21 protein-coding genes and 1 pseudogene are annotated in these 25782 nt (G+C 56.8%); 14 read left to right on the top strand and 8 right to left on the bottom strand.

Annotated features, from left to right (window positions below):
* Nucleotides 1-1458 (top strand): NADH-quinone oxidoreductase subunit NuoN, encoded by a 1458-nt coding sequence (gene nuoN, locus F3J26_RS01985; protein WP_166990937.1) that lies wholly within the window; start codon nt 1-3, stop codon nt 1456-1458.
* 54 nt (nt 1459-1512) lie between these two features.
* Here nuoN and F3J26_RS01990 read toward each other — a convergent pair whose 3' ends face one another.
* Nucleotides 1513-2415, bottom strand: coding sequence for a LysR substrate-binding domain-containing protein (locus F3J26_RS01990; RefSeq protein WP_166990940.1), 903 nt, complete (start codon nt 2413-2415; stop codon nt 1513-1515).
* Between the two features lie 112 nt (nt 2416-2527).
* Here F3J26_RS01990 and F3J26_RS01995 point away from each other — a divergent pair, with 112 nt between their 5' ends.
* The 9 genes from F3J26_RS01995 (at nt 2528) to menE (ending at nt 11357) form a co-directional block, all read left to right on the top strand.
* Nucleotides 2528-3385, top strand: coding sequence for an NmrA family NAD(P)-binding protein (locus tag F3J26_RS01995; RefSeq protein WP_166990943.1), 858 nt, complete (start codon nt 2528-2530; stop codon nt 3383-3385).
* Between the two features lie 37 nt (nt 3386-3422).
* The gene (locus F3J26_RS02000; RefSeq protein ID WP_166990946.1) at nt 3423-3872 is read left to right on the top strand and encodes a GNAT family N-acetyltransferase; all 450 of its coding nucleotides are present in this window, start codon (nt 3423-3425) and stop codon (nt 3870-3872) included.
* A gap of 68 nt (nt 3873-3940) precedes the next feature.
* Nucleotides 3941-4237, top strand: a complete 297-nt coding sequence (elaB, locus tag F3J26_RS02005) for a stress response protein ElaB (RefSeq protein WP_166872207.1) — start codon at nt 3941-3943, stop codon at nt 4235-4237.
* 111 nt (nt 4238-4348) lie between these two features.
* Nucleotides 4349-5650: an isochorismate synthase MenF gene (gene menF / locus F3J26_RS02010; RefSeq protein WP_166990949.1), complete on the top strand. Its 1302-nt coding sequence runs from the start codon at nt 4349-4351 to the stop codon at nt 5648-5650.
* An 82-nt stretch (nt 5651-5732) separates the two neighbouring features.
* The gene (gene menD / locus F3J26_RS02015; RefSeq protein WP_166990954.1) at nt 5733-7403 is read left to right on the top strand and encodes a 2-succinyl-5-enolpyruvyl-6-hydroxy-3-cyclohexene-1-carboxylic-acid synthase; all 1671 of its coding nucleotides are present in this window, start codon (nt 5733-5735) and stop codon (nt 7401-7403) included.
* Nucleotides 7400-8173, top strand: coding sequence for a 2-succinyl-6-hydroxy-2,4-cyclohexadiene-1-carboxylate synthase (gene menH / locus F3J26_RS02020; protein WP_166990957.1), 774 nt, complete (start codon nt 7400-7402; stop codon nt 8171-8173). Before menD ends, menH begins: the two co-directional genes overlap by 4 nt.
* Nucleotides 8174-8182: 9 nt before the next feature.
* Nucleotides 8183-9040 (top strand): 1,4-dihydroxy-2-naphthoyl-CoA synthase, encoded by an 858-nt coding sequence (menB, locus tag F3J26_RS02025; RefSeq protein ID WP_008459804.1) that lies wholly within the window; start codon nt 8183-8185, stop codon nt 9038-9040.
* Nucleotides 9040-10005 carry an o-succinylbenzoate synthase gene (gene menC, locus F3J26_RS02030; RefSeq protein WP_166990960.1) on the top strand — a complete coding sequence of 322 codons (966 nt, stop codon included), beginning with the start codon at nt 9040-9042 and terminating at the stop codon, nt 10003-10005. The genes menB and menC overlap by 1 nt, the downstream gene beginning before the upstream one ends.
* Nucleotides 10002-11357 (top strand): o-succinylbenzoate--CoA ligase, encoded by a 1356-nt coding sequence (menE, locus tag F3J26_RS02035; RefSeq protein ID WP_166990963.1) that lies wholly within the window; start codon nt 10002-10004, stop codon nt 11355-11357. Before menC ends, menE begins: the two co-directional genes overlap by 4 nt.
* Before the next feature lie 13 nt (nt 11358-11370).
* On the opposite strand, the gene katA is transcribed toward menE, so the two are convergent.
* Complete coding sequence (gene katA / locus F3J26_RS02040) at nt 11371-12819, bottom strand: catalase KatA (RefSeq protein WP_166990966.1); 1449 nt, start codon at nt 12817-12819, stop codon at nt 11371-11373.
* Between the two features lie 260 nt (nt 12820-13079).
* Between katA and F3J26_RS02045 the strand changes: the two genes are divergently transcribed.
* Together F3J26_RS02045 and F3J26_RS02050 are read left to right on the top strand one after the other, a co-directional pair.
* Nucleotides 13080-13622, top strand: a complete 543-nt coding sequence (locus tag F3J26_RS02045; RefSeq protein ID WP_008459823.1) for a YfaZ family outer membrane protein — start codon at nt 13080-13082, stop codon at nt 13620-13622.
* A 250-nt stretch (nt 13623-13872) separates the two neighbouring features.
* Nucleotides 13873-15069 (top strand): nicotinamide mononucleotide deamidase-related protein YfaY, encoded by a 1197-nt coding sequence (locus F3J26_RS02050; protein WP_166990969.1) that lies wholly within the window; start codon nt 13873-13875, stop codon nt 15067-15069.
* A 3-nt stretch (nt 15070-15072) separates the two neighbouring features.
* Here F3J26_RS02050 and glpC read toward each other — a convergent pair whose 3' ends face one another.
* From glpC to glpA, 3 genes and pseudogenes are all read right to left on the bottom strand, one after another.
* Nucleotides 15073-16275 carry an anaerobic glycerol-3-phosphate dehydrogenase subunit GlpC gene (glpC, locus tag F3J26_RS02055; RefSeq protein WP_166990972.1) on the bottom strand — a complete coding sequence of 401 codons (1203 nt, stop codon included), beginning with the start codon at nt 16273-16275 and terminating at the stop codon, nt 15073-15075.
* Entirely contained in the window at nt 16262-17527 is a 1266-nt protein-coding gene (gene glpB / locus F3J26_RS02060) for a glycerol-3-phosphate dehydrogenase subunit GlpB (protein WP_166990975.1), read from the bottom strand. Before glpB ends, glpC begins: the two co-directional genes overlap by 14 nt.
* Nucleotides 17517-19134: pseudogene (gene glpA, locus F3J26_RS02065) on the bottom strand (anaerobic glycerol-3-phosphate dehydrogenase subunit A). The gene glpB and the pseudogene glpA overlap by 11 nt, the downstream one beginning before the upstream one ends.
* 260 nt (nt 19135-19394) lie before the next feature.
* Between glpA and glpT the strand changes: the two are divergent.
* Nucleotides 19395-20747: a glycerol-3-phosphate transporter gene (gene glpT, locus F3J26_RS02070; protein ID WP_166990981.1), complete on the top strand. Its 1353-nt coding sequence runs from the start codon at nt 19395-19397 to the stop codon at nt 20745-20747.
* Between the two features lie 10 nt (nt 20748-20757).
* The gene (glpQ, locus tag F3J26_RS02075) at nt 20758-21822 is read left to right on the top strand and encodes a glycerophosphodiester phosphodiesterase (RefSeq protein ID WP_166990984.1); all 1065 of its coding nucleotides are present in this window, start codon (nt 20758-20760) and stop codon (nt 21820-21822) included.
* A gap of 42 nt (nt 21823-21864) precedes the next feature.
* Here glpQ and yfaE read toward each other — a convergent pair whose 3' ends face one another.
* The 3 genes from yfaE to nrdA are packed head-to-tail and all read right to left on the bottom strand — an operon-like array spanning nt 21865 to nt 25594.
* Nucleotides 21865-22119 carry a class I ribonucleotide reductase maintenance protein YfaE gene (gene yfaE / locus F3J26_RS02080; RefSeq protein WP_008459838.1) on the bottom strand — a complete coding sequence of 85 codons (255 nt, stop codon included), beginning with the start codon at nt 22117-22119 and terminating at the stop codon, nt 21865-21867.
* 3 nt (nt 22120-22122) lie between these two features.
* Complete coding sequence (gene nrdB, locus F3J26_RS02085; RefSeq protein WP_008459840.1) at nt 22123-23253, bottom strand: class Ia ribonucleoside-diphosphate reductase subunit beta; 1131 nt, start codon at nt 23251-23253, stop codon at nt 22123-22125.
* 55 nt (nt 23254-23308) lie between these two features.
* Nucleotides 23309-25594: a class 1a ribonucleoside-diphosphate reductase subunit alpha gene (gene nrdA / locus F3J26_RS02090; RefSeq protein ID WP_166990987.1), complete on the bottom strand. Its 2286-nt coding sequence runs from the start codon at nt 25592-25594 to the stop codon at nt 23309-23311.
* Nucleotides 25595-25782: the final 188 nt, after the last annotated feature.

Below are 25782 nucleotides of genomic sequence, written 5' to 3' on the forward strand. Positions count from 1 at the left end.
ATGACAATAACTCCTCAACATTTGATCGCGCTGCTACCGCTGTTGATCGTCGGATTGACGGTGGTGGTTGTGATGCTCTCCATTGCGTGGCGACGCGACCATTTTCTGAATGCTACGCTGTCGGTTATCGGCCTTAACGCCGCGCTGATTTCACTGTGGTTTGTCGGTCAGGCAGGGGCGATGGATGTCACCCCGCTGATGCGCGTTGACGGCTACGCCATGCTCTACACCGGGCTGGTACTGCTGGCGAGCCTGGCAACCTGTACCTTTGCTTATCCGTGGCTGCAGGGCTACACCGACAACCGCGAAGAGTTCTATCTGCTGGTCCTGATTGCTGCCCTGGGCGGTATTCTGCTGGCTAATGCGAACCACCTCGCGGCGCTGTTCCTCGGCATTGAGCTGATCTCTCTGCCGCTGTTCGGTCTGGTTGGCTACGCCTTCCGCCAGAAGCGTTCTCTGGAAGCGAGCATCAAGTACACCATTCTGTCAGCGGCGGCATCGTCCTTCCTGCTGTTCGGTATGGCGCTGGTATACGCTGATTCCGGTAGCCTGTCGTTTGTTAGCCTCGGCAAGAGCCTGGCGGACAACATGCTGCACGAACCTCTGCTGCTGGCGGGCCTGGGTCTGATGATCGTCGGTCTTGGCTTCAAGCTTTCTTTGGTGCCGTTCCACCTGTGGACCCCAGACGTATACCAGGGCGCGCCTGCCCCGGTTTCCACCTTCCTGGCAACCGCCAGCAAAATCGCCATCTTTGGCGTGGTGATGCGTCTGTTCCTGTACGCCCCAGTGGGCAACAGCGAAGCGGTTCGCGTCGTGCTGGGTATTATCGCCTTCGCGTCAATCCTGTTCGGTAACCTGATGGCGCTGAACCAGTCCAACATTAAGCGTCTGCTGGGCTACTCTTCCATCGCGCACCTTGGTTACCTGTTAGTGGCACTGATTGCGCTGCAAACCGGCAATATGTCGATGGAAGCGGTAGGCGTTTACCTGGCGGGTTACCTGTTCAGCAGCCTGGGTGCATTCGGCGTGGTTAGCCTGATGTCCAGCCCGTACCGTGGCCCGGATGCCGACTCGCTGTTCTCCTATCGCGGTTTGTTCTGGCACAAGCCGGTGCTTTCTGCGGTGATGACCGTGATGATGCTTTCCCTGGCAGGTATCCCAATGACCCTGGGCTTCATCGGCAAGTTCTACATCATTGCCGTGGGCGTTCAGGCTCACCTGTGGTGGCTGACCGGCGCCGTGGTTCTGGGCAGCGCCATCGGCCTGTACTACTACCTGCGCGTGACCGTGAGTCTGTACCTGAGCGCACCTCAGCAGCTTAACCGCGACACCCCATCTAACTGGGCGTTGACTGCGGGCGGCGTGGTGGTGCTGATCTCCTCCCTGCTGGTGCTGTTGCTCGGTATTTATCCGCAGCCGCTTATCAGCCTGGTGCAGCTGGCGCAGCCGCTGATGTAATCGGGTTAACAAGACAGTTCAAAACCGCCACTTGCTGGCGGTTTTTTTATGGGCTTAGTTTTTGGCTAGCTCGAGGATAAAATCCAGAAAACAGCGGGTGCGTGCGGCGGGATTGATACGTGAAGGGTAGTAAGCATAAAGCGGAAAACGCTCGTCCGGCCAGTCGGGAAATAAATCCACCAACAGTCCCTGTTTCACAAGATCGTCAGAGCCAAACGTCATCATCTGGGCAATCGCGTGCCCGCTCAGGCAGGCCTCATGCAAAGTGCGGGCGTCGTTCAGCGTCAGGCGCCCGCTGACCGGGACTTTAATCACTTCTCCTTTACGATGAAACTCCCATTCAAACGGCCTGCCGGTTTCCGGATCGCGGAAATGAATGCAGGTATGCCCCAATAGCGCCTGTGGTGTTTCAGGCCTGCCGTGCCGCGCCAGATAGGCCGGGGTAGCAACCGTCATGATGCGAGTTTCCAGCAGCTTGCGTGCCACCAGCGTGCTATTTCGAGGGACGCCAAAACGAACAGCCAGATCGAAACCATCACCAATCATATCCCCCAGCCGATCGCTTGTGACCAGATCCAGTTCAAGATCGGGATAGCGGGACATAAACGTTTCCAGTTGAGGCCCCAGGATCAGGCTAGAGAAGAACGGATCGATGTTGACCCGAAGTCTGCCGGTAATGGCTTTAGTGGAGAGCGACGCGGTGCTGGTCACGTCCTCCAGCGCGGCCAGCAGCGGCAGGATCTGACGATAAAACGCTTTGCCTTCAACGGTCAATGCCACTGCGCGGGTGGTGCGGTCAAAAAGGCGGATGCCGAGGCGTTTCTCCAGGCGGGCAATCGCCCGGCTGACCCCCGGCGGTGACATATTGATCACCTCCGCGGCGGCGGCAAATGTGCCGCTTTCCACTACGGCGGTAAACACGGACAGACCATCAAAGGTCCGATCGTTAAAAATCATATTAGTGCTCCGCAGTCATCAGTGAATTGTCTTAGGTGCTATCGATACAACATAGCTGCATCCGCATAATGCCGTCCACACCCTGCGGGGGATCTCAAACTGGAGAAACATTATGTTCGCAATTACAGGTATTACCGGACAAGTTGGCGGTGCACTGGCAGAAGCATTGCTTGCTCAAGGGCATGAGATTCGGGCCGTCGTCCGCTCTGAAGCTAAGGGACAGCCATGGGCACAGCAGGGCGCAGAGGTTGCGCTGGCTGAAATGCACGATGGCGAAGCGCTGGCAAAAGCCTTCACCGGGGCCGAAGCGGTCTTTATCCTGCTGCCGCCGGTGTTCGATCCTTCAGGGAATATGGCTGAACCAAGATCCCACATCTCGGCCATCAGGCACGCACTGCTGGCTGCGCGCCCGCAGCACGTGGTCTGCCTTTCAACCATCGGGGCGCAGGCAACGCAGCCAAACCTGCTGAATGCTCTGGGCCTGATGGAAAAAGAGCTGACGGATGTTTGTGATTCCGTCGCGTTCCTCCGCGCGGGCTGGTTTATGGAGAACTTCCTCTGGGATGTAGAAAGTGCCAAAGAGACCGGGACTATCTACAGCCACCTGCAGCCGCTTGAGCGCGTTATCCCAATGATTGCGACAGTCGATATCGGCCAGCTTGCCGCCGAATTATTGACTCAGCCAGAATCAGGCACCCGGATTGTGGAACTGGAAGGACCGCAGCGCTACAGCCCGCAGCTGGCAGCCGAAGCGTTCTCTCAAGTTTTGGGGCGGCCGGTAACGGTAAAAGCCGTGCCGCGGGAAAACTGGGAGGCAGATTTCCTTGCTCAGGGCATGAAAAACCCGCTCCCACGCATGCAGATGCTGGACGGCTTTAACGAAGGCTGGATTGATTTCACCGGCGACACGGTGAAAGGTGCCACGCCTCTGGAAACTGTGCTAAAACAGTTGCTTGAGCGGCACCAGTAATCCGTCAGGTGGCGCCTGAATCAAAAGGAGTTTTTCAATGCTTAACTGGCAGGATTTACACCATTCTGAACTGAGCGCCACCGACCTTTATGCCCTTTTGGCCCTGCGCTGCGAAGTCTTTATTGTTGAGCAGCGTTGTGCATATCTGGATGTTGATGGTGAAGACTTGGTGGGAGAGAACCGCCATATCCTCGGCTGGCGGGACGGCAAACTGATTGCCTATGCCCGCATTCTAAAGAGTGACAACGAGCTGGAGCCGGTGGTCATTGGCCGGGTTATTGTTGATGCGTCGGTGCGCGGCGAAAAGCTTGGGCAACAGCTCATGACTCAGGCGCTTGCCGCCTGCCAGCGCCAATGGCCTGACCGTGTAATTTACCTGGGCGCTCAGGCGCATTTACAGGCGTTTTATGCCCAGTTCGGCTTCTACCCGGTCACCGAAGTGTATGACGAAGATGGTATCCCGCATATCGGGATGGCCAACGGCTAACGCAGGCGAAATCAGCTCCGGTTGTCTATAGTTAGCGGACGAGGAATTTTTTAACACGGAGAACAGTGATGCAACCGTATGAATCTCGTCTCGATGATGACCTCGCACTTTTAAGCGACACGCTTGAAGAAGTGCTTCGCGCCTCCGGCGACCCGGCTGACCAGAAGTACATTGAGCTAAAGGAAAAGGCCGAGCAGGCGCTGAATGACGTCAAAGCACGCATCAGCAACGCTTCCGACACTTACTATTACCGCACCAAAAAAGCAGTCTACCGCGCCGATGATTACGTGCATGAAAAGCCCTGGCAGGGTATTGGCATCGGGGCTGCAGTCGGGTTGGTGGTTGGGCTTTTGCTCCGCCGATAATCTTGACCGCGCCTGCAAATGGCAAATAAAAAATCTTACCCCCTGGGTAGGATTTTTTTTTGTGGGAACGACCACGTATAATCAGGGGTTTTTACGGGGCGTGAGGTAAACGTGAATTCAGTAGCCGTCGCACTGCAGCAAATGCAGCAGGAATTAGCAAGGGAATTTGCGGATAAGCCGGGCCTTCAGCGCCTGTGCGTGCCGGTCACGCTGAGTGACGCCTCCGATCCTCTCGCCTGGCTCACGGCTCAGTTACGTTATCCCCAATTTTACTGGCAGCAGCGCAACGGTAACGAAGAAGTGGCTGCCCTGGGGGCATTGCTGAGTTTTTCTGCGCTGGAAGACGCCCAGGCTTTTCTGCAGTCCCACCCGGAACAGCCTTTCCTGCGCGTCTGGGGATTAAATGCCTTTGATCCGTCTCACGGTTTTCTTTTTCTCTCGCGGCTGGAATGGCGGCGAGTAGGTGGGGAGGCGTTTCTTTGGCTGCATCTGTACAGCGAAACTTCCTTGAAGCAGGATGCGTTGGCGGCTGCGGCTTTTATTGAGCAGCTTCTGCCGGCGAAACTTCTCCCGCAGCTCAATCTCAAATGCCTGGGTGAAAGCCATCTGCCGGAGCAGCCCGAATGGAACCGCCTGGTGGATCAGGCCGTCAGCGCCATCAGCCAGAAAGCGCTGGATAAAGTCGTGCTCGCCCGGGCCACCGATCTGGCGTTTTCTTCCCCGGTTTCTGCCGCAGGATTCATGGCCGCCAGCCGCCGGGTGAACCTGAACTGCTACCATTTCCTGATGGCGTTTGATGCGAAAAATGCCTTTCTTGGCTCCAGCCCGGAACGCCTGTGGCGAAGAATCGACGATGCGCTGCGAACGGAGGCCCTGGCCGGAACGGTAGCTAACCACCCGGACGATGCTCAGGCCGCTACACTAGGCCAGTGGCTGCTGAAAGATGACAAAAACCAGCGTGAAAATATGCTGGTGGTCGAAGACATCTGCCAGCGCTTACAGGCTGCGGTTGGTGCACTGGATGTGTTGCCGCCGCAGGTTATGCGGCTGCGCAAAGTGCAGCATTTGCGTCGCTGCATCTGGACGCAGCTGAAGCGTCAGGACGATGCGCTTTGCCTTAAACAGCTGCAGCCTACCGCCGCCGTGGCGGGGTTACCGCGTGAGCTGGCTCGGGCATTTATTGCCGCGACTGAGCCTTTTGCGCGTGAATGGTACGCAGGTTCGGCGGGTTATCTGTCCCGCCATCAAACGGAGTTTTGTGTGGCGCTGCGCTCGGCAAAAGTGAGCCATACCGGCGTTCGCCTTTATGCCGGGGCGGGCATTGTCGCCGGCTCGGTTGCCGCAGAAGAGTGGCAGGAAATTGAAAACAAAGCGGCCGGTTTGAAGACGTTACTGATCGGCAGTGGTAACTGAATAAGCTATTCACGACGCAAATCAATTTAACCCTTGCCATAGTATTTATAATCGAAAGTCGAAATTGACTGCGGACAATATTATGTCGATAAGCTCATTTAACCGCCGCTGGGCGGGCGTCATACTCGAAGCATTAACCCGACATGGGGTGCGGCATGTGTGTATCGCGCCCGGCTCCCGCTCCACGCCGCTGACGCTCAGCGCGGCGGAAAACCGCAGTTTCATTTGCCATACTCACTTTGATGAACGGGGCCTGGGCCATCTGGCGCTTGGGCTGGCAAAGGCCAGCGGCGAGCCGGTGGCAATCATTGTCACCTCCGGCACCGCCGTGGCCAATCTTTATCCCGCCGTGATAGAAGCCGGATTGACCGGCGAAAAGCTGATTTTGCTGACGGCAGATCGCCCGCCCGAACTTATCGACTGTGGTGCGAACCAGGCGATTCGCCAGCCGGGACTGTTTAACTCCCATCCTTCCGCTGCACTCAATCTGCCTCGCCCAACGCATGATATTCACGCCAGCTGGCTGGTCTCTGCCATTGACAGCGCCGTCGGCCAGCTCAACGGGGGCGCACTGCATATCAATTGCCCCTTTGCTGAGCCACTTTATGGCGCGCCGGACGATACCGGCGTCGACTGGCAAAACCAGCTTGAAGGCTGGTGGGAAGGCAACACGCCCTGGCTGCGTGAAGTGCACGACAATGCCGTGCCGAAGCAAAGAGACTGGTTCTTCTGGCGGCAAAAACGCGGCGTGGTAGTGGCCGGACGGCTTTCTGCCAACGAAGGTGAGCAGGTCGCGGCCTGGGCGCAAATGCTTGGCTGGCCGCTTATCGGCGATGTGCTTTCACAGACCGGACAGCCTCTGCCGTGTGCGGATCTGTGGCTGAGCAATAGCCAGGCCGTGACTTGTCTTGAACAGGCGCAAATTGTCATCCAGTTTGGCGGCAGTCTGACCGGAAAACGGGTTCTTCAGTGGCAGGCCGCCTGCAGGCCGGAAGAGTACTGGCTGGTGGACAAGCAGCCCGGGCGTCTCGATCCTGCCAACCACCGTGGCCGCCGTCTGGTTGCCAGCGTTGAAGCCTGGCTGGAAAAACATCCGGCAGAAAAACGCCTGCCCTGGGCCGAAGCGCTAACGTCTCTGGCCTGGCAGACGCTGGAAAAGGTTGAGCAAGGAACCCGAGAATTTGGTGAGGCACAGGTTGCCCAGCGCCTGTCACAGCTGCTGCCGGAAGGCGGTCAGCTGTTTGTTGGCAACAGTTTAATTGTGCGTTTGATAGATGCTTTTGCCCAGCTTCCCGTGGGGTATCCGGTGTACAGCAATCGAGGGGCGAGCGGCATTGATGGCCTGCTGTCAACCGCCGCAGGCGTTCAGCGGGCAACGGCGCGCTCCACGCTCGCGATAGTCGGCGACATTTCGGCGCTCTATGATCTTAATGCCCTTGCACTGCTGCGTCACGCCTCGGCACCGTTTGTGCTGCTGGTGGTCAACAATAACGGTGGCCAGATCTTCTCACTTTTGCCGACGCCTGCCGAAGAGCGTGAGCGTTTTTACTGTATGCCGCAAAACGTGAACTTCTCCCACGCAGCCGCCATGTTTGAGTTGGGGTATCAGAACCCTGAAAACTGGCAGGCGCTTGAAGAGGCCGTTCGTCGGGCCTGGTTGCGCCCTGGCGCGACGGTGATTGAAATTAGCGTGCCGGAAACCGCCGGCGCTCAGACGCTGCAGCATTTGCTGGCCCTGGTTAGCCAGGCATGATCCTTCATGCCGCGCCGCATTCGGGCCACCGTTCAACTCTGCCACACATAGTCTGGCTGCACGGTTTTCTTGGTAGCCATCATGAGTGGCAGGCGATTAAGCCGCACTTTTCCGACTGGCCGCAGCTGTGCGTGGACCTGCCCGGCCACGGTGGTTCCACCGATCTTCACGTGCAGAGTTTTGCCGAGGTTGATAACGCGTTACGAAATACCCTCAAGCATCACGGTATAAATCACTATTGGCTCGTGGGCTACTCCCTGGGCGGGCGCATCGCGATGTATCACGCCAGTCAGGCTGAGTCGAAAGGGCTGCGTGGCCTGGTGGTAGAAGGCAGTCATCCTGGCCTGATAAGTGGGGCAGATCGCGAGGCGAGAGCGCTGAACGATGCCCGCTGGGCGCAGCGTTTGATGCACGAAGATATCCAGACCGTGTTGAACGACTGGTATCAGCAGCCTGTTTTCCGTTCCCTCAGCCGCGCGCAACGCACTGACTTAGTCGCCCTGCGTGCGCAAAACAATCCCGAGACGCTAGCCCGGATGCTTGAGGCAACGTCGCTTTCCCGACAGCCCGATTTACGTGAGCCACTTGGCCAGCTAGCCGTGCCGTTTCATTTTATTTGCGGTGAACGAGACGAAAAGTTTCGCGCAGTTGCCGCCGAGCTTAACTGTTCCCTGGCTCTTATTTCCGGGGCAGGACACAACGCCCACCGTGAAGCCCCCGCCGCGTTTAGTTCCGCTCTGTTAACCCTCTTTCGTCAATATGACCTGTAAGGATCTTTCATGATTTATCCTGATGAACAAATGCTTTATGCCCCGATTGAATGGCTGGATTGCTCCGAAGGTTACACCGATATTCGCTACCACAAATCCAGCGACGGTATCGCCAAAATCACCATCAACCGCCCGGAAGTGCGTAATGCGTTTCGTCCGCTGACCGTCAAAGAGATGATCAATGCCCTGGCCGATGCGCGCTATGACGACAACATTGGCACCATTATTCTGACCGGCGAAGGAGAAAAAGCCTTCTGTGCGGGCGGTGACCAAAAAGTGCGTGGTGACTACGGCGGCTACCAGGACGCAAGCGGCGTACATCACCTGAACGTGCTCGACTTCCAGCGCCAAATTCGCACCTGCCCTAAGCCAGTTGTGGCGATGGTGGCGGGTTTCTCCATCGGCGGCGGCCATGTGCTGCACATGATGTGTGACCTGACTATCGCGGCGGAAAACGCCGTATTTGGCCAGACTGGCCCGAAAGTTGGTTCTTTCGACGGCGGCTGGGGCGCTTCCTACATGGCGCGTATTGTCGGCCAGAAAAAAGCTCGCGAAATTTGGTTCCTGTGCCGCCAGTACGATGCGAAAGAAGCGCTGGATATGGGCCTGGTGAATACCGTTGTACCGATTGCCGATCTGGAAAAAGAGACGGTTCGCTGGTGCCGTGAAATGCTGCAGAACAGTCCGATGGCGCTGCGTTGCCTGAAAGCGGCGCTGAATGCTGACTGCGACGGTCAGGCGGGGCTGCAAGAACTGGCCGGGAACGCCACGATGCTGTTCTACATGACCGAAGAAGGCCAGGAAGGGCGCAACGCGTTTAACCAGAAGCGTCAGCCGGACTTCAGCAAATTTAAACGGAATCCGTGATGCGCAGCGCGGCGCTGTGGCGCTTTCAAATCCCGATGGAGGCTGGCGTAGTGCTTCGCGACCAGCGTCTCAAATTTAGAGATGGGCTTCTGGTGCGCCTGACAGTGGGCGAACGCAGCGGATGGGGCGAAATTTCCCCTCTGCCGGGATTTAGCCAGGAAACACTCGCGGAGGCTCAGGCGCAGGTCGACCGCTGGCTTGAACAATGGCTGGCAGATGAATCGACTCCGTTACCCGAGTTGCCGTCGGTCGCTTTTGGCTTGAGTTGTGCGCTGGCTGAGGCTGAAGGTACGCTGCCACAGGCCGCTGACTACCGCGCCGCCCCGCTGTGCACCGGCGACCCCGACGAGCTGATCCTGGCACTGGCAGAAATGTCGGGCGAAAAAATCGCGAAGGTGAAAGTGGGGCTGTACGAGGCCGTTCGCGATGGCATGGTGGTTAATTTATTGCTTGAAGCCGTGCCTGAACTTCGTCTGCGTCTGGATGCTAACCGCAGCTGGACCCCGCTCAAAGCGCAGCAGTTCGCTAAATACGTCAACCCGGATCACCGCTCGCGCATCGATTTTATCGAAGAACCGTGCAAAACCCGCGAGCAGTCCCGAGAGTTCTGCCGCGAAACGGGGATTGCAATTGCCTGGGACGAAAGCCTGCGGGAGTCTGATTTTACTTTCACCGCTGAGCCGGGCGTTTCAGCAGTGGTGATCAAACCGACGCTTACCGGTAGCCTGAACAAAGTGCGTGAGCAGGTTGCGGCGGCACATTGTCTGGGGCTGAAAGCGGTGATCAGTTCCTCCATTGAGTCCAGCCTCGGTTTGACTCAACTGGCCCGCATCGCCGCCTGGCTCACGCCGGGAACCCTGCCTGGGCTGGATACTTTATCCCTGATGCAGTCTCAGCTTGAGCGCAGCTGGCCCGGCAGTCCTCTGCCGTGTGTTACCGTGGACGGACTCGAGCGTATTCGATGACCTTTCCCGACTGGCCGTGGCGTCACTGGGCCGATGCCAGGAGCACAAGTGTTGCGCTCCGTCTCGACGATGAACTATTAACCTGGCAAACGCTGTGCCAGCGCGTGGATACGCTGGCGGGAGGTTTTCGCCAGCAAGGAGTAAAAGAAGGCGATGGCGTTGCGCTTAAAGCGAAAAATGGCCCGCAAACGCTGCTCGCCTGGCTGGCGTTATGGCAGTGTGGGGCGCGCATTCTGCCGTTAAATCCTCAGTTGCCTGATAGTTTGCTGGCGCAGCTTTTACCGTCGATGACGCTGAGCTACGGGTTAACTTTGACCGACAGCGAACCTCTGCCGGATGTGGTTCCATTATCGCTGACTAGTGCACTTGCCTGGCACGAAAGCTGGCAGCCGATGCGTCTGGCTTCCATGACGCTGACTTCTGGTTCAACCGGGTTACCCAAAGCAGCGGTGCATACATTCTCGGCCCACCTTGCCAGCGCGGCGGGTGTCCTGGCTATGATGCATTACGGCCCCGACGATAGCTGGCTTTTATCTTTACCGCTGTTTCACGTTTCCGGGCAGGGGATCCTCTGGCGCTGGCTGTATGCCGGCGGCCAGTTGGCGATATCAAGTGCGCAATCGGTAAACGAGGCGTTGCGTGGATGCAGTCACGCTTCATTAGTGCCCACGCAGCTTTGGCGGCTGCTGGAAAAACAGGAACCTCTGGCGTTGCGTGAAGTGCTCCTTGGCGGTGCAGCCATCCCCGTTGAACTGACGCAGCAGGCGGAGGCGCGTGGGGTGCGTTGCTGGTGTGGTTATGGGCTCACCGAGCTGGCCTCTACGGTTTGCGCCAAACGCGCCGACGGCCAGCCAGATGTGGGGGCTCCATTGCCAGGCCGGAAGGTAAAAATCGTCGATGAAGAAGTGTGGATACAGGCAAATAGCCTGGCCAGCGGCTACTGGCGGGACGGGCAACTTATTCCTCTGGTGAATGAACAGGGCTGGTTTGCTACCCGCGATAGGGGCGTTTTGCATTCGGGCCGCCTGACGATTGTCGGGCGTCTTGATAACCAGTTTTTCAGCGGCGGGGAGGGCATCCAGCCGGAAGAGGTTGAGCGGGTTATCGCCGAGCATCCCTCAGTTAAGCAGGTGTTTGTTGTACCGGTGGACGACGCTGAGTTTGGCCAGCGACCGGTCGCCGTGGTTGAGATAAATGCAGGATGTGAGTTTACCGATATTGCCGCCTGGCTTGACGGAAAACTGCCCCGTTTTCAGCGGCCCGTGCGCTGGCTGGCGCTGCCTCAGGAGTTAAAACAGGGCGGGATTAAAATCTCCCGCCGCAGGCTGATAGAGTGGGTTGCAGGGGCATAACCCCTGCAAGGTATTACTTATTGTTCTTCAGTGCCTGAAGTGCATTCGCTACCCCGGCACCGTATTCAGGATGTACCTGGCTGAACAGGCAAATCTGACGGTTCTGAATGCTTTCCGGGACGTCTTTCATCTCACCCGCAATGCGCACAAACATACGCTGATGCTCTTCATCGCTCAGCAGGTTATACAGCGCGCGCGGCTGGCTGAAGTAGTCGCTATCTTCGCGATGGTTCCAGTGGTCGGCTGCGCCTTCCAGGCTCAACGGCGGCTCGCTGAAATCTGGCTGTTCCTGGAAAACGTTAAAGCTGTTTGGCTCGTAGGTTGCGCCATTGCCGCTGTTGCCGTCCACCCGCATGGCTCCGTCGCGGTGGTAGTTGTGGAACGGGCATTTTGGCGCGTTCACCGGAATTTGATGATGGTTCACGCCCAGGCGGTAGCGGTGTGCGTCACCGTAGGAGAACAGGCGACCCTGCAACATGCGATCGGGTGAGAAACCAATGCCCGGTACGACGTTGGCCGGGGACATCGCCACCTGTTCAACGTCAGAGAAGTAGTTTTCCGGATTGCGGTTCAGTTCCAGCACGCCCACTTCTATCAGTGGATAGTCGCCGTGTGGCCAGACTTTGGTCAGATCAAACGGGTTGTACGGCGTTTTTGACGCTTCGGCTTCCGGCATAATTTGCACGAACAACGTCCAGCGAGGGAAATCACCGGCCTCAATGGATTCGTACAGATCGCGCTGGGAGCTTTCGCGGTCCTCTGCAATCAGACGGCTGGCTTCATCATCCATCAGGTTCTCAATACCCTGCTGGGATTTGAGGTGGAACTTCACCCAGAAGCGCTGATTGTCGCTATTGATAAAGCTGAAGGTATGGCTGCCAAAACCGTGAATGTGACGATAAGAGCGCGGTAAGCCACGGTCGCTGAAATCAATGGTCAACTGATGAAGGGCTTCCGGCAGGTGCGAGAAGAAATCCCATTTATACGTAGGGTTACGCAGGTTGGTGCGTGGATCGCGTTTGACGACGTGGTTCAGGTCGGGGAATTTCAGCGGGTCACGGAGATAGAACACCGGCGTGTTGTTGCCCACCAGGTCCCAGTTGCCCTCCTCGGTATAGAATTTCATGGAAAAGCCGCGAATATCTCGTTCGGCATCCGCCGCGCCGCGCTCACCGGCCACGGTGGAAAAACGCAGGAACAGCTCAGTTTTTTTGCCGACTTCTGAGAATAATTTTGCCCGGGTGTAGCGGGTGATGTCATGCGTCACGGTGAAATGACCAAACGCGCCGGAGCCTTTAGCGTGCATGCGGCGCTCAGGGATTACTTCGCGGTCAAAGTGGGCGAGTTTTTCAAGGAACCAGACGTCCTGAAGTAGCATCGGGCCTCTCGGGCCTGCGGTAGCAACATTGTTGTTGTTTACAACGGGAGCGCCTGCGCCGGTTGTTAGTCCTTTCTTGCTCATTAATGCCTCCTTGGGAGCCAGGTTTCACAGTAAAAAAGCGTTTATTTAAATCCACTTTTTTACTGTGTTTATTATTCACCTGCTCAATGTGTCATTTCGCGCTACCCGGCTGCATTGATCTTGTCACACAAAAAGGCGTCTTTTCATTTTCTTACAATCAAGGAAATATTGGCATTTTCCAGCGCGTTAATAAGATAATGCGCCACGCCATCCAATGGCATTTTTAAGGGCAGCCCTTTTTCTTTTTCAGGAACCAAGGAATGAATAAATTACTTTTAGCCGGCGGCGCGGGTTTGCTGCTGGTTTCCGCAGGTGCCAGCGCAATTGGCGTGAGTGCTGAAGTCGGCAAAGAATACACTAACCTCGGCGTGGGTTTTGGCACCGAAAGCAGCGGCATCGCGGTAACCGGTAACTATGCGCATAACGACGACAACGGTGATACCGTAGGCCTTGGCCTCGGTTTTAATATTCCTCTGGGGCCGATGATGGCAACCGTAGGCGGTCGTGGCGTTTACCTGCACGCAAAAGATCGCAAAGAAGGTTATGCGCTTGCGGCGGGTGGCGGTTTGAGATGGCCAATCACTTCTGACATTGCCATTTTTGGCGATTACTACTATTCCCCGGACTCTCTGTCCAGCAGCGTGAAGGACTACAAAGAGGCCAGCGCCGGTGCAAGCTGGAACTTTATGCGTCCGTTTTCAGCGCAAGTGGGTTACCGCTATATTAGCCTTGGCGGCAAAGACGGCGATCGTACCGACACCGTGGCCGACGGTCCGTATGTGGGCGTGAGCGCCAGCTTCTAATCCCTTAACGCGGCTTTTAGCCGCGTTAATGTTGCAGACAAAGAGGAAAAAAGCGTGGTTTTTCCCTCTTTGCGGTTATCAGCCGAAAATCAATGAATTGATTTTCCGTTTTTTGACGAATCCTTTGGCGTTTTTTCTATGCCCAGAGGTTGGTCAGTAGTCTAAGCGCGGCTTTTAGCCGCGTTTTTTATGTCTGCCGTTCTTTGGTGCCTGCGCTATAGTGGGGCGTTCCCCTGCTGCGGAGTAAAAGATGTTAAAAGTAGAAATGCTGTCCACCGGCGACGAAGTGCTGTACGGGCAAATTACCGATACCAATGCGGCCTGGCTTGCCGACTATTTCTTTCACCAGGGTTTACCCATGTCGCGCCGCAATACGGTCGGCGACAGTCTGCCTGACCTGGTTGCCGTGCTGAAAGAGCGCAGCCACGAAGCGGATGTGCTGATTGTTAACGGCGGCCTGGGACCAACCAGCGATGATTTAAGCGCGCTGGCGGCGGCGACGGCGGCGGGCGTTGAGCTGGTCGAGCACGCGGAATGGTTAACCTATATGGAGCAGTTTTTTGCCGAGCGCGGGCGTGTGATGGCGCCGAGTAACCGCAAGCAGGCGCAAATCCCGGCTAACAGTGAAATGATCGACAATCCCGTCGGCACCGCCTGCGGCTTTGCATTGACCTTAGACCGCTGCCTGATGTTTTTCACTCCCGGCGTACCGTCAGAGTTTAAGGCTATGGTGGACAAACAAATCATGCCCCGGCTGCGTGAACGTTTTACCCTCCCTGAACCGCCGATATGCCTGCGTTTAACGACTTTTGGACGCTCAGAGAGCGAGCTGGCGCAATCGCTTGATCCGCTGGCGCTGCCGAAGGGCGTGGTGATGGGCTATCGCTCATCGATGCCGATCATTGAGCTTAAACTTACCGGCCCGGCGAGCCAGCGTGAAGCGATGGAGGCCGTCTGGCCGGAAGTCCGCCGCGTGGCAGGTGAGAGTCTGATTTTTGAGGGCACCGAAGGGCTTCCAGCACAAATAGCGCGCCGCCTGGGCGAACGCTCCCTGACTCTGGCCGTGAGCGAACAGTTCACCGGAGGCCTGCTGACGCTGCAGTTAAACCGGGCGCAGGCCGTGCTCCGGGCGAGCCGCGTTTTACCGCAGGCACCTGAAACATTGGCTGAAGCATTAGCGTCCAGCGCAGAATGGCGCCTGAATCAACAGAGCGATCTGGCCCTGGTGATTTCGGGCGAAGAAGATCAGCAGATAAATTTTGCGATCTCCACGCCAGACGGCACTTTTGGCCTGGCCGTGAAGTTTGGCACCAGCCGCCACGCGCTGGCAATACGCCAGGAAGTTTGCGCCATGATGGCGCTGAACGTGCTGCGCCGCTGGTTCAACGGCCAGCCGTTGGAAAGCGAACACGGCTGGATTAAGGTCGTAGAGTCAGTCAGCCTTTAACCTTCAGGCGAGCGCCCGAGCAAGTAGCGTGATCGGGTGCTCGCAGCGTTTGCTGGTCGACATTTCTATCTGCCATTTACAGGTTTCGCAGTCCGTCACCACCAGGTCTACGCCACTCTCTTCTATTTGCTGGAACAGCGGGGCGCCAATTTGCTGGGAAGTCGGGTAATTTTCCTTTTTAAACCCATAGGTCCCGGCAATGCCGCAGCACTGGGAGTCCAGCATCACCAGTTCCACGCTGGGAATGCGGCGCAACAGCTCAATGGAATAGAGCGTCCAGCCCATTTTCTCCATATGGCAAGGCGTATGATAGGCGATACGCAGCGGCGTGTTTTTTAACGGCAGCGTTCTGCCATCCTCTTCCAGCAGTTTCCAGATATAACGCGTGGCGAGTTCAATCTGCTCGCGAACCGGGGCCGTGTCGATACCAAGAATATGCGGATATTCATCGCGCAGCGTGAAGGTACAGGTTGACGAGGTCGCAATAACCGGCAGCCCGCGCTGTATGACGGCCTCTTCCAGCGAGCTGGCGTTTACCCTTGCCTGTTTCTTTGCCTTTTCGATAAAGCCGTTGGCAATAAGCGGCACGCCGCAGCATTTTTCTCTTTGCAACAGCTGGACGCCGATGCCCATCGCGTTAAGCACTTTGACCATGTCTTTGCCGAGCTGCGGATGGTTGTAGTTCACGAAGCAGCCGTGGAAGAAAGCAACCTGCTGCGGGAAGCTGGCCTGGTGCGCGGCCTGGCGCCGATACCACTGGCGAAATGTGCCGAAGGAATATTTGGGCAACTCGCGGTGGGAATCAATTTTGAGGGTTTTATCCAGCAGCTTGCGCACGGGCTTCAAACCGGTCGTGGCGTTGATCAGCGGGGCGAAAGGCGTGGAGAGCGTACCGAGTAAATCCGTATGACTGAGAACAGCATCGCGCAGCGAAGGTTTATGTTCGCCATATCTGGCCCGCGCCCGCTGGATGATATCGCCAATGTTGACTTCGGACGGGCAGGAGACTTCGCAGCGCTTGCAGTTGGTGCAGTACTTCAGCGCGTCGTCGTACAGGGAGGGATCTTTCAGGCGCAACCTTTCTCCGTCGGGCCCGGCCTGTTTTGGCCCCGGATATTCCGGGCGAACGCGGCTTACCGGGCAAGCCGTGGTGCAGACCGTGCATTTAATACAGCTTTCAAAGCTGGTTTCATCAAGCAGGTTCATGGCAAGCCTCCGCGGCAACAAGGATTTGATTGGCCACACAGAGCGCCGTGAGCATCGATACGCCGGCTCCGCATCCCTGATGAATAGGATCAAAACCCCCCAGCACCGAGCCAATAGCGTAGAGATTTTTGGTGTATTCCCCGTGATGGAACGGCTGGAAGTGGTTATTCACGGTTAGCCCAAATTGCAGCCAGGGCTGCGGCGTAAAGAAATCTGTTTTGCTCCAGGCGGCTCGCTCGGCCTCGATGTTCACGTCCAGCCCGAAAATGGGCTCGATGACATGTTGCCGGGTAGCCTCCAGCCCGCCGCTGAAAAAGCTGCCGCTGGCCAGGATGACATGCCGGGTCCGCAGCGGCACTTCACGATGATTTTTGGTGAACAGGGCATTGATACGCCCTTGTTCAAGCTGAGCGCCGGTTACGGTATCTCCGGGCATAATAAGCCCGCCCAGGGTCTGAAAACGGCGGCGGAGCGCATTGTGTAGCCTCATCCCAAGCACCGAAGGCGGTAGCGTTGGCAGGAGTTTTACCGGCACGCCGAGGGCTTGCTCAACGGCGGCTACCGTTCGTGCTTCCAGGTTCAGGCAAGCGGGCAGAATCATAGCCTCGCCGCTGCCCAGCAGCAGCCTGAGTTCATCCACCAGCGCCGGAAGGTTTTCCGGCAGATCCAGCACCCGGGCGATGTTCACGGCGCGAAACTCGCTTGGGTTGTTACGTAAGACATCCAGTACGGGCAGGGTGAGCTCGGCGACGTGCACGTTACAGCCGGCGGCAGACAGTGAACCCGCCACCAGCTCTGCCTGAAAATCCAGGAAGCCAGCAATATTAATCACCGTCACTTTTTGCCAGGGCAACGGCGCCTGCGGCACTTCCGGCGGGCTGAGCCAGCTGGCTCTTTGCTTGCCCAGCGGCGTGATTCTGAGGTGATTTTGGCGATGATGACCCACCAGCGGAATGCCAGCCCTGGCCAGCAGTTGCTCACTCTCTGCAGCGAGCGCCAGCACGCGCTCTTTGCCCATCAGGCTGTAAGGATGCTGAGGCGCTTGCTCCGCCAGGTTTTCCAGCGCCGTCTCTGGCTGGTGAACGGGAGTGCCGTCCGGTAACGTTGAAAGCAAATCCAACGAACCAGAAGAGAAGTGCAGCGCGCTTTGCCCGCGGCTGACGATGGCGCAGCGCTGGCCGCTTTCCGCCAGTTTTATGCCGGCTGTCAGCCCGGCCAGGCCGCTGCCGATGATAATCGTGTCAAATTTCATCCCTGTTCTCCGTTGTCCAGACCGCATAGTCCCTGATAAATCCAGGCGGTAAATTCGCTTTCTCGCAATGCATTTCCCCAGGCGACAGGGCGAACGCCCTTCCAGCGTTCGTTGAGGAAGTGAGAGAGTTGCTCCAGCGATTGGGCAGGCGTAGTGAGCTGGAAGCGTTGCAGGAGACCGGCTGCCCGGCAGGCGCACAGCTCGCCCTGACAGGTGCCCATGCCAACGCGCGTTCTGCGGCGCAAATCTCCCAGGTTTTTTACGCCGAGGGCATCAATGGCATAGCGCACTTCGCCGGTGGTGACGGCTTCGCATTCGCACACCAGGCTGCTGCTGAGTCGGCTGTTATTCAGCAGCCGCGTTGCGCGGTCGCCGTGCCGCCAGACGGCGGAACCGCGAATTGTCGGTGGCAAGGAGATAACTTTCCCCAGCGTTTGTTCTGCCGTATGTTCGGAGCCCGGCAGCGACGCCGAGGCGGTGGAGCAGGGGGTGGTATTCCCTAAACGCTCGCAAACCAGATCCGTTGCCCACTCCGCCATCAGACGATAGGTCATCAGTTTGCCGCCGGTAATGGTGATGAAGCCGTCCATGCCGTCGCGTTTCCCGTGATCCAGCAGCACAATTCCACGGCTGACGCTGCGCCCGGTGGGATCGTTGTCGCTGGCAACCAGAGGCCTGACGCCAGCGTAGGCCCGAAGAATACGGGTTCGGCCAAGCACCGGAGCCAGCTTTTCCCCTTCACGAATCAGCGTGTCCACTTCATCCGGTGTGACGCACATATTGTCGATTTGGTCGTAGTCGATATGCGTGGAGGTGGTGCCAATAAGCGAAATGGTATCGCCGGGGACCAGAATATCGGCGTCTGCTGGTTTACGGCAGCGGTTGATGACCATGTTGTTGATGCGGTGCCCGAGGATCAGTAACGCCCCTTTGGCCGGGAACATTTTTACGCTTAGATCGGCGTATTCTGCGATGTGCTGCCCCCAGATCCCTGCGGCGTTTACCACCATTGGTGCACTAAACTCGCCTGCCTGGCGGGTAAGGTGGTTGAAGACTCGCACGCCGCAAACGCGTGAGCCTTCGCGAATCAGCCCGGTGATCTCGCAGCCCGTCAGCACTTCTGCGCCGTGTTCTTTGGCATCAAGCATGTTAGCGGCGGTGAGGCGGAATGGGTCGACCGTGCCATCCGGGACACGAACCGCGCCGAGAAGCGATGGGTTGGCGGACGGCTCAAGCCGTAATGCCTCTCGGGGATCCAACGCTTCTGCAGGAATACCGGCCTGGCGACAGGCGGCGATAAACCCGCTTTGAAACGCCAGATCATCTTCCGGCAGGGTGATAAACAGGCCATCCGTGGGCTCGATACAGTGGCGGGCAATACGCCGCAGAATGCGGTTTTCTTCGATGCACTCTTTGGCGGATTCCCCGTCGGTGACCGCATAGCGTGAGCCGCTGTGAAGCAGGCCGTGATTGCGGCCTGTGGCACCGGTTGCGATGTCGTGACGCTCAAGCAGCAGTACTTTCAGCCCGCGGCGGGCGCAGTCTCGCGCTATGCCGGCACCGGTTGCCCCTCCACCGATGATAATCACGTCCGCTTCTCTGCTCACATGGTGCTCCTTTACCCCTTTTTATTTACCGTTATTCAGCCACAAAGAAAGTGTGGAATGTTTGATTGCGAGCAAATTCGAGCAATAAACGAAAATAATTAGTGAAAATATGCACCATTTCGCCTTTCTGTAATAAAAATGTAACATTGTGTGCGATGTTTCACAGTAAATACGCGCCCGGATAACTACCATGCGCTCGCAAAAGAACATTTGGCAGGAGCCGCTTGCTCCCGCTGAACATCAACGCCACGGAGGCTCGTATGTTAAGTATCTTCAAACCCGCCGCGCATAAGACGCGTTTGCCAGAGGAGCAGATAGATCCGACCTATCGCCGCCTGCGCTGGCAAATTTTCATGGGTATCTTCTTCGGTTATGCCGCTTACTATCTGGTAAGGAAAAACTTTACCCTTGCGATGCCGTATCTGGTGGAGCAGGGCTTCTCCCGAGGCGATCTCGGTTTTGCGCTTTCAGGGATTTCGATCGCCTACGGATTTTCGAAATTCATCATGGGCTCGGTCTCTGACCGCTCGAATCCGCGCGTATTTCTACCCGCCGGGCTGATTCTTGCCGCCGCCGTGATGCTGTTTATGGGCTTTGTGCCCTGGGCAACGTCCAGCATCGCAGTCATGTTTGTGCTGCTGTTCGCCTGCGGTTGGTTCCAGGGCATGGGATGGCCGCCGTGCGGGCGCACCATGGTGCACTGGTGGTCGCAGAAGGAGCGTGGAGGCATTGTTTCCGTCTGGAACTGCGCCCATAACGTCGGCGGTGGTATTCCTCCGCTGCTGTTCCTGCTGGGGATGGCGTGGTTTAACGACTGGCATGCGGCGCTGTATATGCCCGCTTTCGCCGCCATTATTGTGGCAATTATTGCCTTCGGCTTGATGCGCGACACGCCTCAATCCTGCGGCCTGCCGCCGATTGAAGAGTACAAAAACGACTACCCGGACGATTACAGCGAGAAAGCGGAAGAAGAGCTGACGGCTAAGCAGATCTTCATGAAGTACGTCTTCCCCAACCGTCTGCTGTGGTACATCGCCATTGCCAACGTGTTTGTCTATTTGCTGCGTTACGGCATCCTGGACTGGTCGCCAACTTACCTGAAAGAAGTAAAACACTTCGCGCTGGATAAATCCTCGTGGGCCTACTTCCTTTATGAATACGCGGGTATTCCAGGCACGCTGCTGTGCGGCTGGATGTCGGACAAGGTATTTAAAGGTAACCGCGGCGCGACAGGCGTGTTCTTCATGGTGTTGGTGACGATTGCTACCGTGGTTTACTGGCTCAACCCGCCGGGTAATCCGGGTGTGGATATGGCCTGTATGATTGTTATCGGCTTCCTGATTTACGGCCCGGTAATGCTGATTGGTCTGCATGCGCTTGAGCTTGCACCTAAGAAAGCGGCAGGGACGGCGGCGGGCTTTACCGGCCTGTTTGGTTACCTGGGCGGCTCGGTCGCGGCCAGCGCGATTGTCGGCTACACCGTGGACTTCTTCGGCTGGGACGGCGGCTTTATCGTGATGATTGGCGGCAGTATTTTGGCCGTGCTGTTGCTGATTGTGGTGATGATTGGCGAGCGCAAACACCACGATGAAAAAATGCTGAAAAACGGCTAAGGAGAGCATCATGAAACTGATGGCAAAATCTTTACTGGCGGGCGTGGTGCTGGTGGCGACCAGCAGCGTCTTCGCCCAGACCACGGACAAAATCGTGATTGCCCACCGGGGCGCCAGCGGCTATCTGCCTGAGCATACGTTACCGGCAAAAGCGATGGCCTATGCCCAGGGCGCGGATTACCTTGAGCAAGACCTGGTGATGACCAAAGACGACAGGCTGGTGGTGCTGCATGACCACTATCTGGACAGGGTGACCGACGTCGCGAAGCGTTTCCCGGATCGGGCGCGCAAAGACGGGCGCTACTACGCCATCGACTTTACGCTGGCGGAAATTAAGTCCCTGAAGTTCACCGAGGGCTTCGATATCGTTAACGGCAAGCAGGTGCAAACTTATCCGGGGCGTTTTCCGATGGGCAAATCCGACTTCCGGGTGCACACCTTTGAAGAAGAGATCGAGTTTGTTCAGGGGCTGAATCATTCCACCGGGAAAAACATCGGTATCTATCCTGAGATAAAAGCGCCGTGGTTCCACCATCAGGAAGGCAAAGATATCGCGGCAAAAACCCTTGAGGTACTGAAGCAGTACGGCTACACCGGCAAGCAGGACAAGATCTATCTTCAGTGCTTTGACGCCGCCGAGCTGAAGCGCATTAAAAACGAGCTTGAGCCGAAGATGGGCATGAACCTTAACCTGGTGCAGCTTATCGCCTATACCGACTGGAATGAGACTCAGGAAAAACAGCCGGACGGCAAGTGGGTGAACTACAGTTACGACTGGATGTTTAAGCCGGGCGCGATGAAGCAGATTGCTGAGTATGCCGACGGCATTGGCCCGGACTACCATATGCTGGTGGAGAAGGCGTCAACCAAAGGGAACGTGAGGCTCACCGATATGGTGACCGAAGCACACGCCAACAAATTGACCGTGCATCCTTATACGGTGAGGGCGGACGCGTTGCCGGACTACGTGAGCGATGTGAATCAGCTGTACGACGTGCTGTATAACCAGGCGGGCGTAGATGGGCTGTTTACCGACTTCCCGGACAAAGCCGTACGGTTTCTTAATAAGCCGTAATCGCTAATGAAAAAGGCCGCATTTGCGGCCTTTTTTACATCACTACATCTCGAGTTCGATATCTCCCCGTGCTTTGCAGCAGCAGGGAAGAATTTCACCGGGCTGGATAAACGCCAGCGGCTCGGTCAGCCACTGAACTTCCCCCGCCAGCAGCTTAGTGCGGCATGAACCGCAATAGCCTTCCCGGCACTGATACTCTACGCAGACTTTGTGTGACTCCAGCGCCGCCAGTAGCGAAGGGTGTTCTTCTTCGCTCATCAACTGCGCGCCGGTAATGCTGAGCGTAATGCGGCCCATTGTTTACAGCTGGAAGTTGCTCAGATCGTCGGTATCGACTTCCGAGTCAATCTGGCCCACCAGGTAGGAGCTGACTTCCACTTCCTGCGGCGCAACCTGGACGTTGTCGGACACCAGCCATGCGTTGATCCATGGAATCGGGTTGGAGCGAGTCTGGAACGGCAGGTCAAGGCCCACGGCCTGCATGCGGATGTTGGTGATGTACTCCACATACTGGCAAAGGATGTCTTTGTTCAGGCCAATCATCGAGCCGTCGCGGAACAGGTAGTCGGCCCACTCTTTTTCCTGCTGGGCGGCCAGCACGAACAGGTCGTAGCATTCCTGGCGGCATTCAACGGCGATTTCCGCCATTTCCGGATCGTCTTCACCGCTGCGCATCAGGTTCAGCATATGCTGGGTGCCGGTCAGGTGCAGGGCTTCGTCACGGGCGATCAGCTTGATGATTTTGGCGTTACCTTCCATCAGCTCGCGCTCGGCGAAGGCGAAGGAACAGGCAAAGCTCACATAGAAGCGAATCGCTTCCAGGGCGTTAACGCTCATCAGGCAGAGGTACAACTGACGCTTCAGCGCACGCAGGTTCACGGTGACGGTTTTGCCGTTCACGTTGTGTGTGCCTTCGCCCAACAGGTGCCAGTAGCTGGTCATCTCAATCAGGTCGTCATAGTAGCCAGAGATGTCTTTGGCGCGCTTGAGGATTTCCTGGTTGGTGACGATGTCGTCAAAGACGATCGCCGGATCGTTCACGATGTTGCGGATGATGTGGGTGTAAGAACGAGAGTGAATGGTCTCGCTAAACGCCCAGGTTTCAACCCACGTTTCCAGCTCAGGAATGGAGATCAGCGGCAACAGCGCGACGTTCGGGCTGCGGCCCTGGATGGAGTCCAGCAGCGTCTGGTACTTCAGGTTGCTGATGAAGATGTGTTTCTCATGCTCCGGCAGCGCCTGGAAGTCGATGCGGTCGCGGGAGACGTCCACTTCTTCCGGGCGCCAGAAGAAGGAGAGCTGCTTTTCAATCAGCTTTTCGAAGATGTCGTATTTCTGCTGGTCGTAGCGCGCCACGTTAACCGACTGGCCAAAGAACATAGGCTCGGCGAGCTGATCGTTTTTCGTCTGTGAAAAAGTAGTGTAAGCCATGAGGTTAAATCCTGTAATACGTCGGAAAAATCCCCTCGTAAGAGGGGATTAAGCATTAAATCTTACATGCGCCGCTTTCGCAGCCATCGTCCTGGATGGAAGGCGCCAGGTCATCCTGAGAGTCTTCCGCGCCGTCACGGGTGTTTTGATAGTACAGGGTCTTCACGCCGAATTTATAGGCGGTGAGCAGATCCTTCAGCAGCTGCTGCATCGGCACTTTGCCTGACGGGAAGCGCGTTGGGTCGTAGTTGGTGTTGGCAGAGATCGACTGGTCGATAAACTTCTGCATCAGGCCAACCAGCTGCAAATAGCCATCGTTGCTCGGCATTTCCCACAGCAGCTCGTAGTTGTTTTTCAGCGCTTCATAATCCGGCACAACCTGACGCAGGATCCCGTCTTTCGACGCTTTAATGCTGATGTGGCCGCGCGGCGGCTCGATGCCGTTGGTGGCGTTGGAGATCTGCGATGAGGTCTCAGACGGCATCAGGGCAGAAAGCGTGGAGTTGCGCAGGCCGTGAGTTTGGATGGACTCACGCAGACCTTCCCAGTCCAGATGCAGCGGTTCGTTGCTGATAGCATCCAGGTCTTTCTTGTAGGTGTCGATTGGCAGAATGCCTTTTGCGTAGGTGGTTTCGTTGAACCACGGGCAGGCACCTTGCTCTTTCGCCAGTTCGTTTGACGCTTTCAGCAGGTAGTACTGAATGGCTTCAAAAGTCTTGTGCGTCAGGTTGTTTGCGCTGCCGTCGGAGTAACGCACGCCGTGCTTCGCCAGATAATAGGCAAAGTTAATCACGCCGATACCGAGGGTACGACGGCCCATCGCGCCGCGTTTTGCCGCCAGAATTGGGTAATCCTGGTAGTCGAGCAGAGCGTCCAGTGCGCGCACAGCCAGCACAGCCATCTCTTCCAGATCGTCCAGGCTTTCAATCACGCCAAGGTTGAACGCAGACAGCGTACACAGGGCGATTTCGCCGTTCTCGTCGTTGACGTCGTCCAGCGGTTTGGTCGGCAGGGCGATTTCCAGGCACAGGTTGGACTGGCGCACTGGGGCAATCGCCGGGTCGAACGGGCTGTGGGTGTTGCAGTGGTCAACGTTCTGGATGTAGATACGGCCGGTGGAGGCGCGTTCCTGCATCATCAGGGAGAACAGTTCCACCGCTTTGACGCGCTGTTTGCGGATGCTGTCGTCTTTCTCGTATTTGGTGTACAGGCGCTCAAACTCGTCCTGGTCTGCGAAGAAAGCGTCGTACAGCCCCGGCACGTCAGACGGGCTGAACAAGGTGATCTCTTCGCCCTTCAGCAGGCGGGTATACATCAGCTTGTTGATCTGTACGCCGTAGTCCATGTGGCGCACGCGGTTACCTTCCACGCCACGGTTGTTTTTTAGCACCAGCAGGCTTTCCACTTCCAGATGCCACATCGGGTAGAACAGCGTTGCAGCCCCGCCGCGCACGCCGCCCTGGGAGCAGGACTTCACTGCCGTCTGGAAGTGCTTATAGAACGGGATACAGCCGGTGTGGAACGCTTCACCGCCGCGAATCGGGCTGCCCAGCGCACGAATGCGGCCGGCGTTGATGCCGATACCTGCGCGCTGGGAAACGTATTTCACGATCGCACTGGAGGTGGCGTTGATGGAATCCAGGCTGTCGCCGCACTCGATCAGTACGCAGGAGCTGAACTGACGGGTCGGGGTGCGCACGCCAGACATGATTGGCGTAGGCAGGGAAATCTTGAAGGTGGAAACCGCGTCGTAGAAACGTTTCACGTAGCTGAGGCGGGTTTCACGCGGGTAGCCGGAGAACAGGCAGGCGGCGACCAGAATATAGAGGAACTGCGCGCTTTCGTAGATCTCACCGGAAACGCGATTCTGCACGAGGTATTTGCCTTCGAGCTGCTTCACCGCCGCGTAAGAGAAGTTCATGTCACGCCAGTGATCGATGAAATCGTTCATCTGCTCGAACTCTTCTTCCGTGTAGTCTTCCAGCAGGTGACGATCGTATTTACCCATCTCAACCATTTTCACTACCTGATCGTAAAGCTTCGGCGGCTCAAACTGACCGTAGGCTTTTTTACGCAGGTGGAAAATTGCCAGGCGAGCGGCGAGATACTGATAATCCGGTGCGTCACGGGAGATCAGGTCAGCTGCGGCCTTGATGATGGTTTCATGAATGTCAGAGGTCTTGATGCCGTCGTAAAACTGGATATGGGAACGCAGTTCAACCTGGGAAACGGAGACGTTGTTCAGACCCTCAGCGGCCCAGTCGAGTACCCGATGAATTTTATCCAGATTGATGCGCTCTTTGCTGCCATCGCGTTTTGTAACCAGCAGACTCTGATTCATGTGAGTTTTACCTGTCCGTGAGATGAGTTTTCCCCTGATTTATACACATCCGCCAGCCTGTGACTAACTCTGTGGATAAATACTATATATAGGGGGTGGGTGACAAAATGGTCACTAGATGGTGAGTATTCTAGTAAGGAATCCGTTCAGTACAAGTATTGATTTCGTCAATAAAATGAGGTTCGGCG

The organism is Enterobacter sp. Ap-867 (assembly GCF_011752855.1).
GTDB lineage: Bacteria > Pseudomonadota > Gammaproteobacteria > Enterobacterales > Enterobacteriaceae > Cedecea.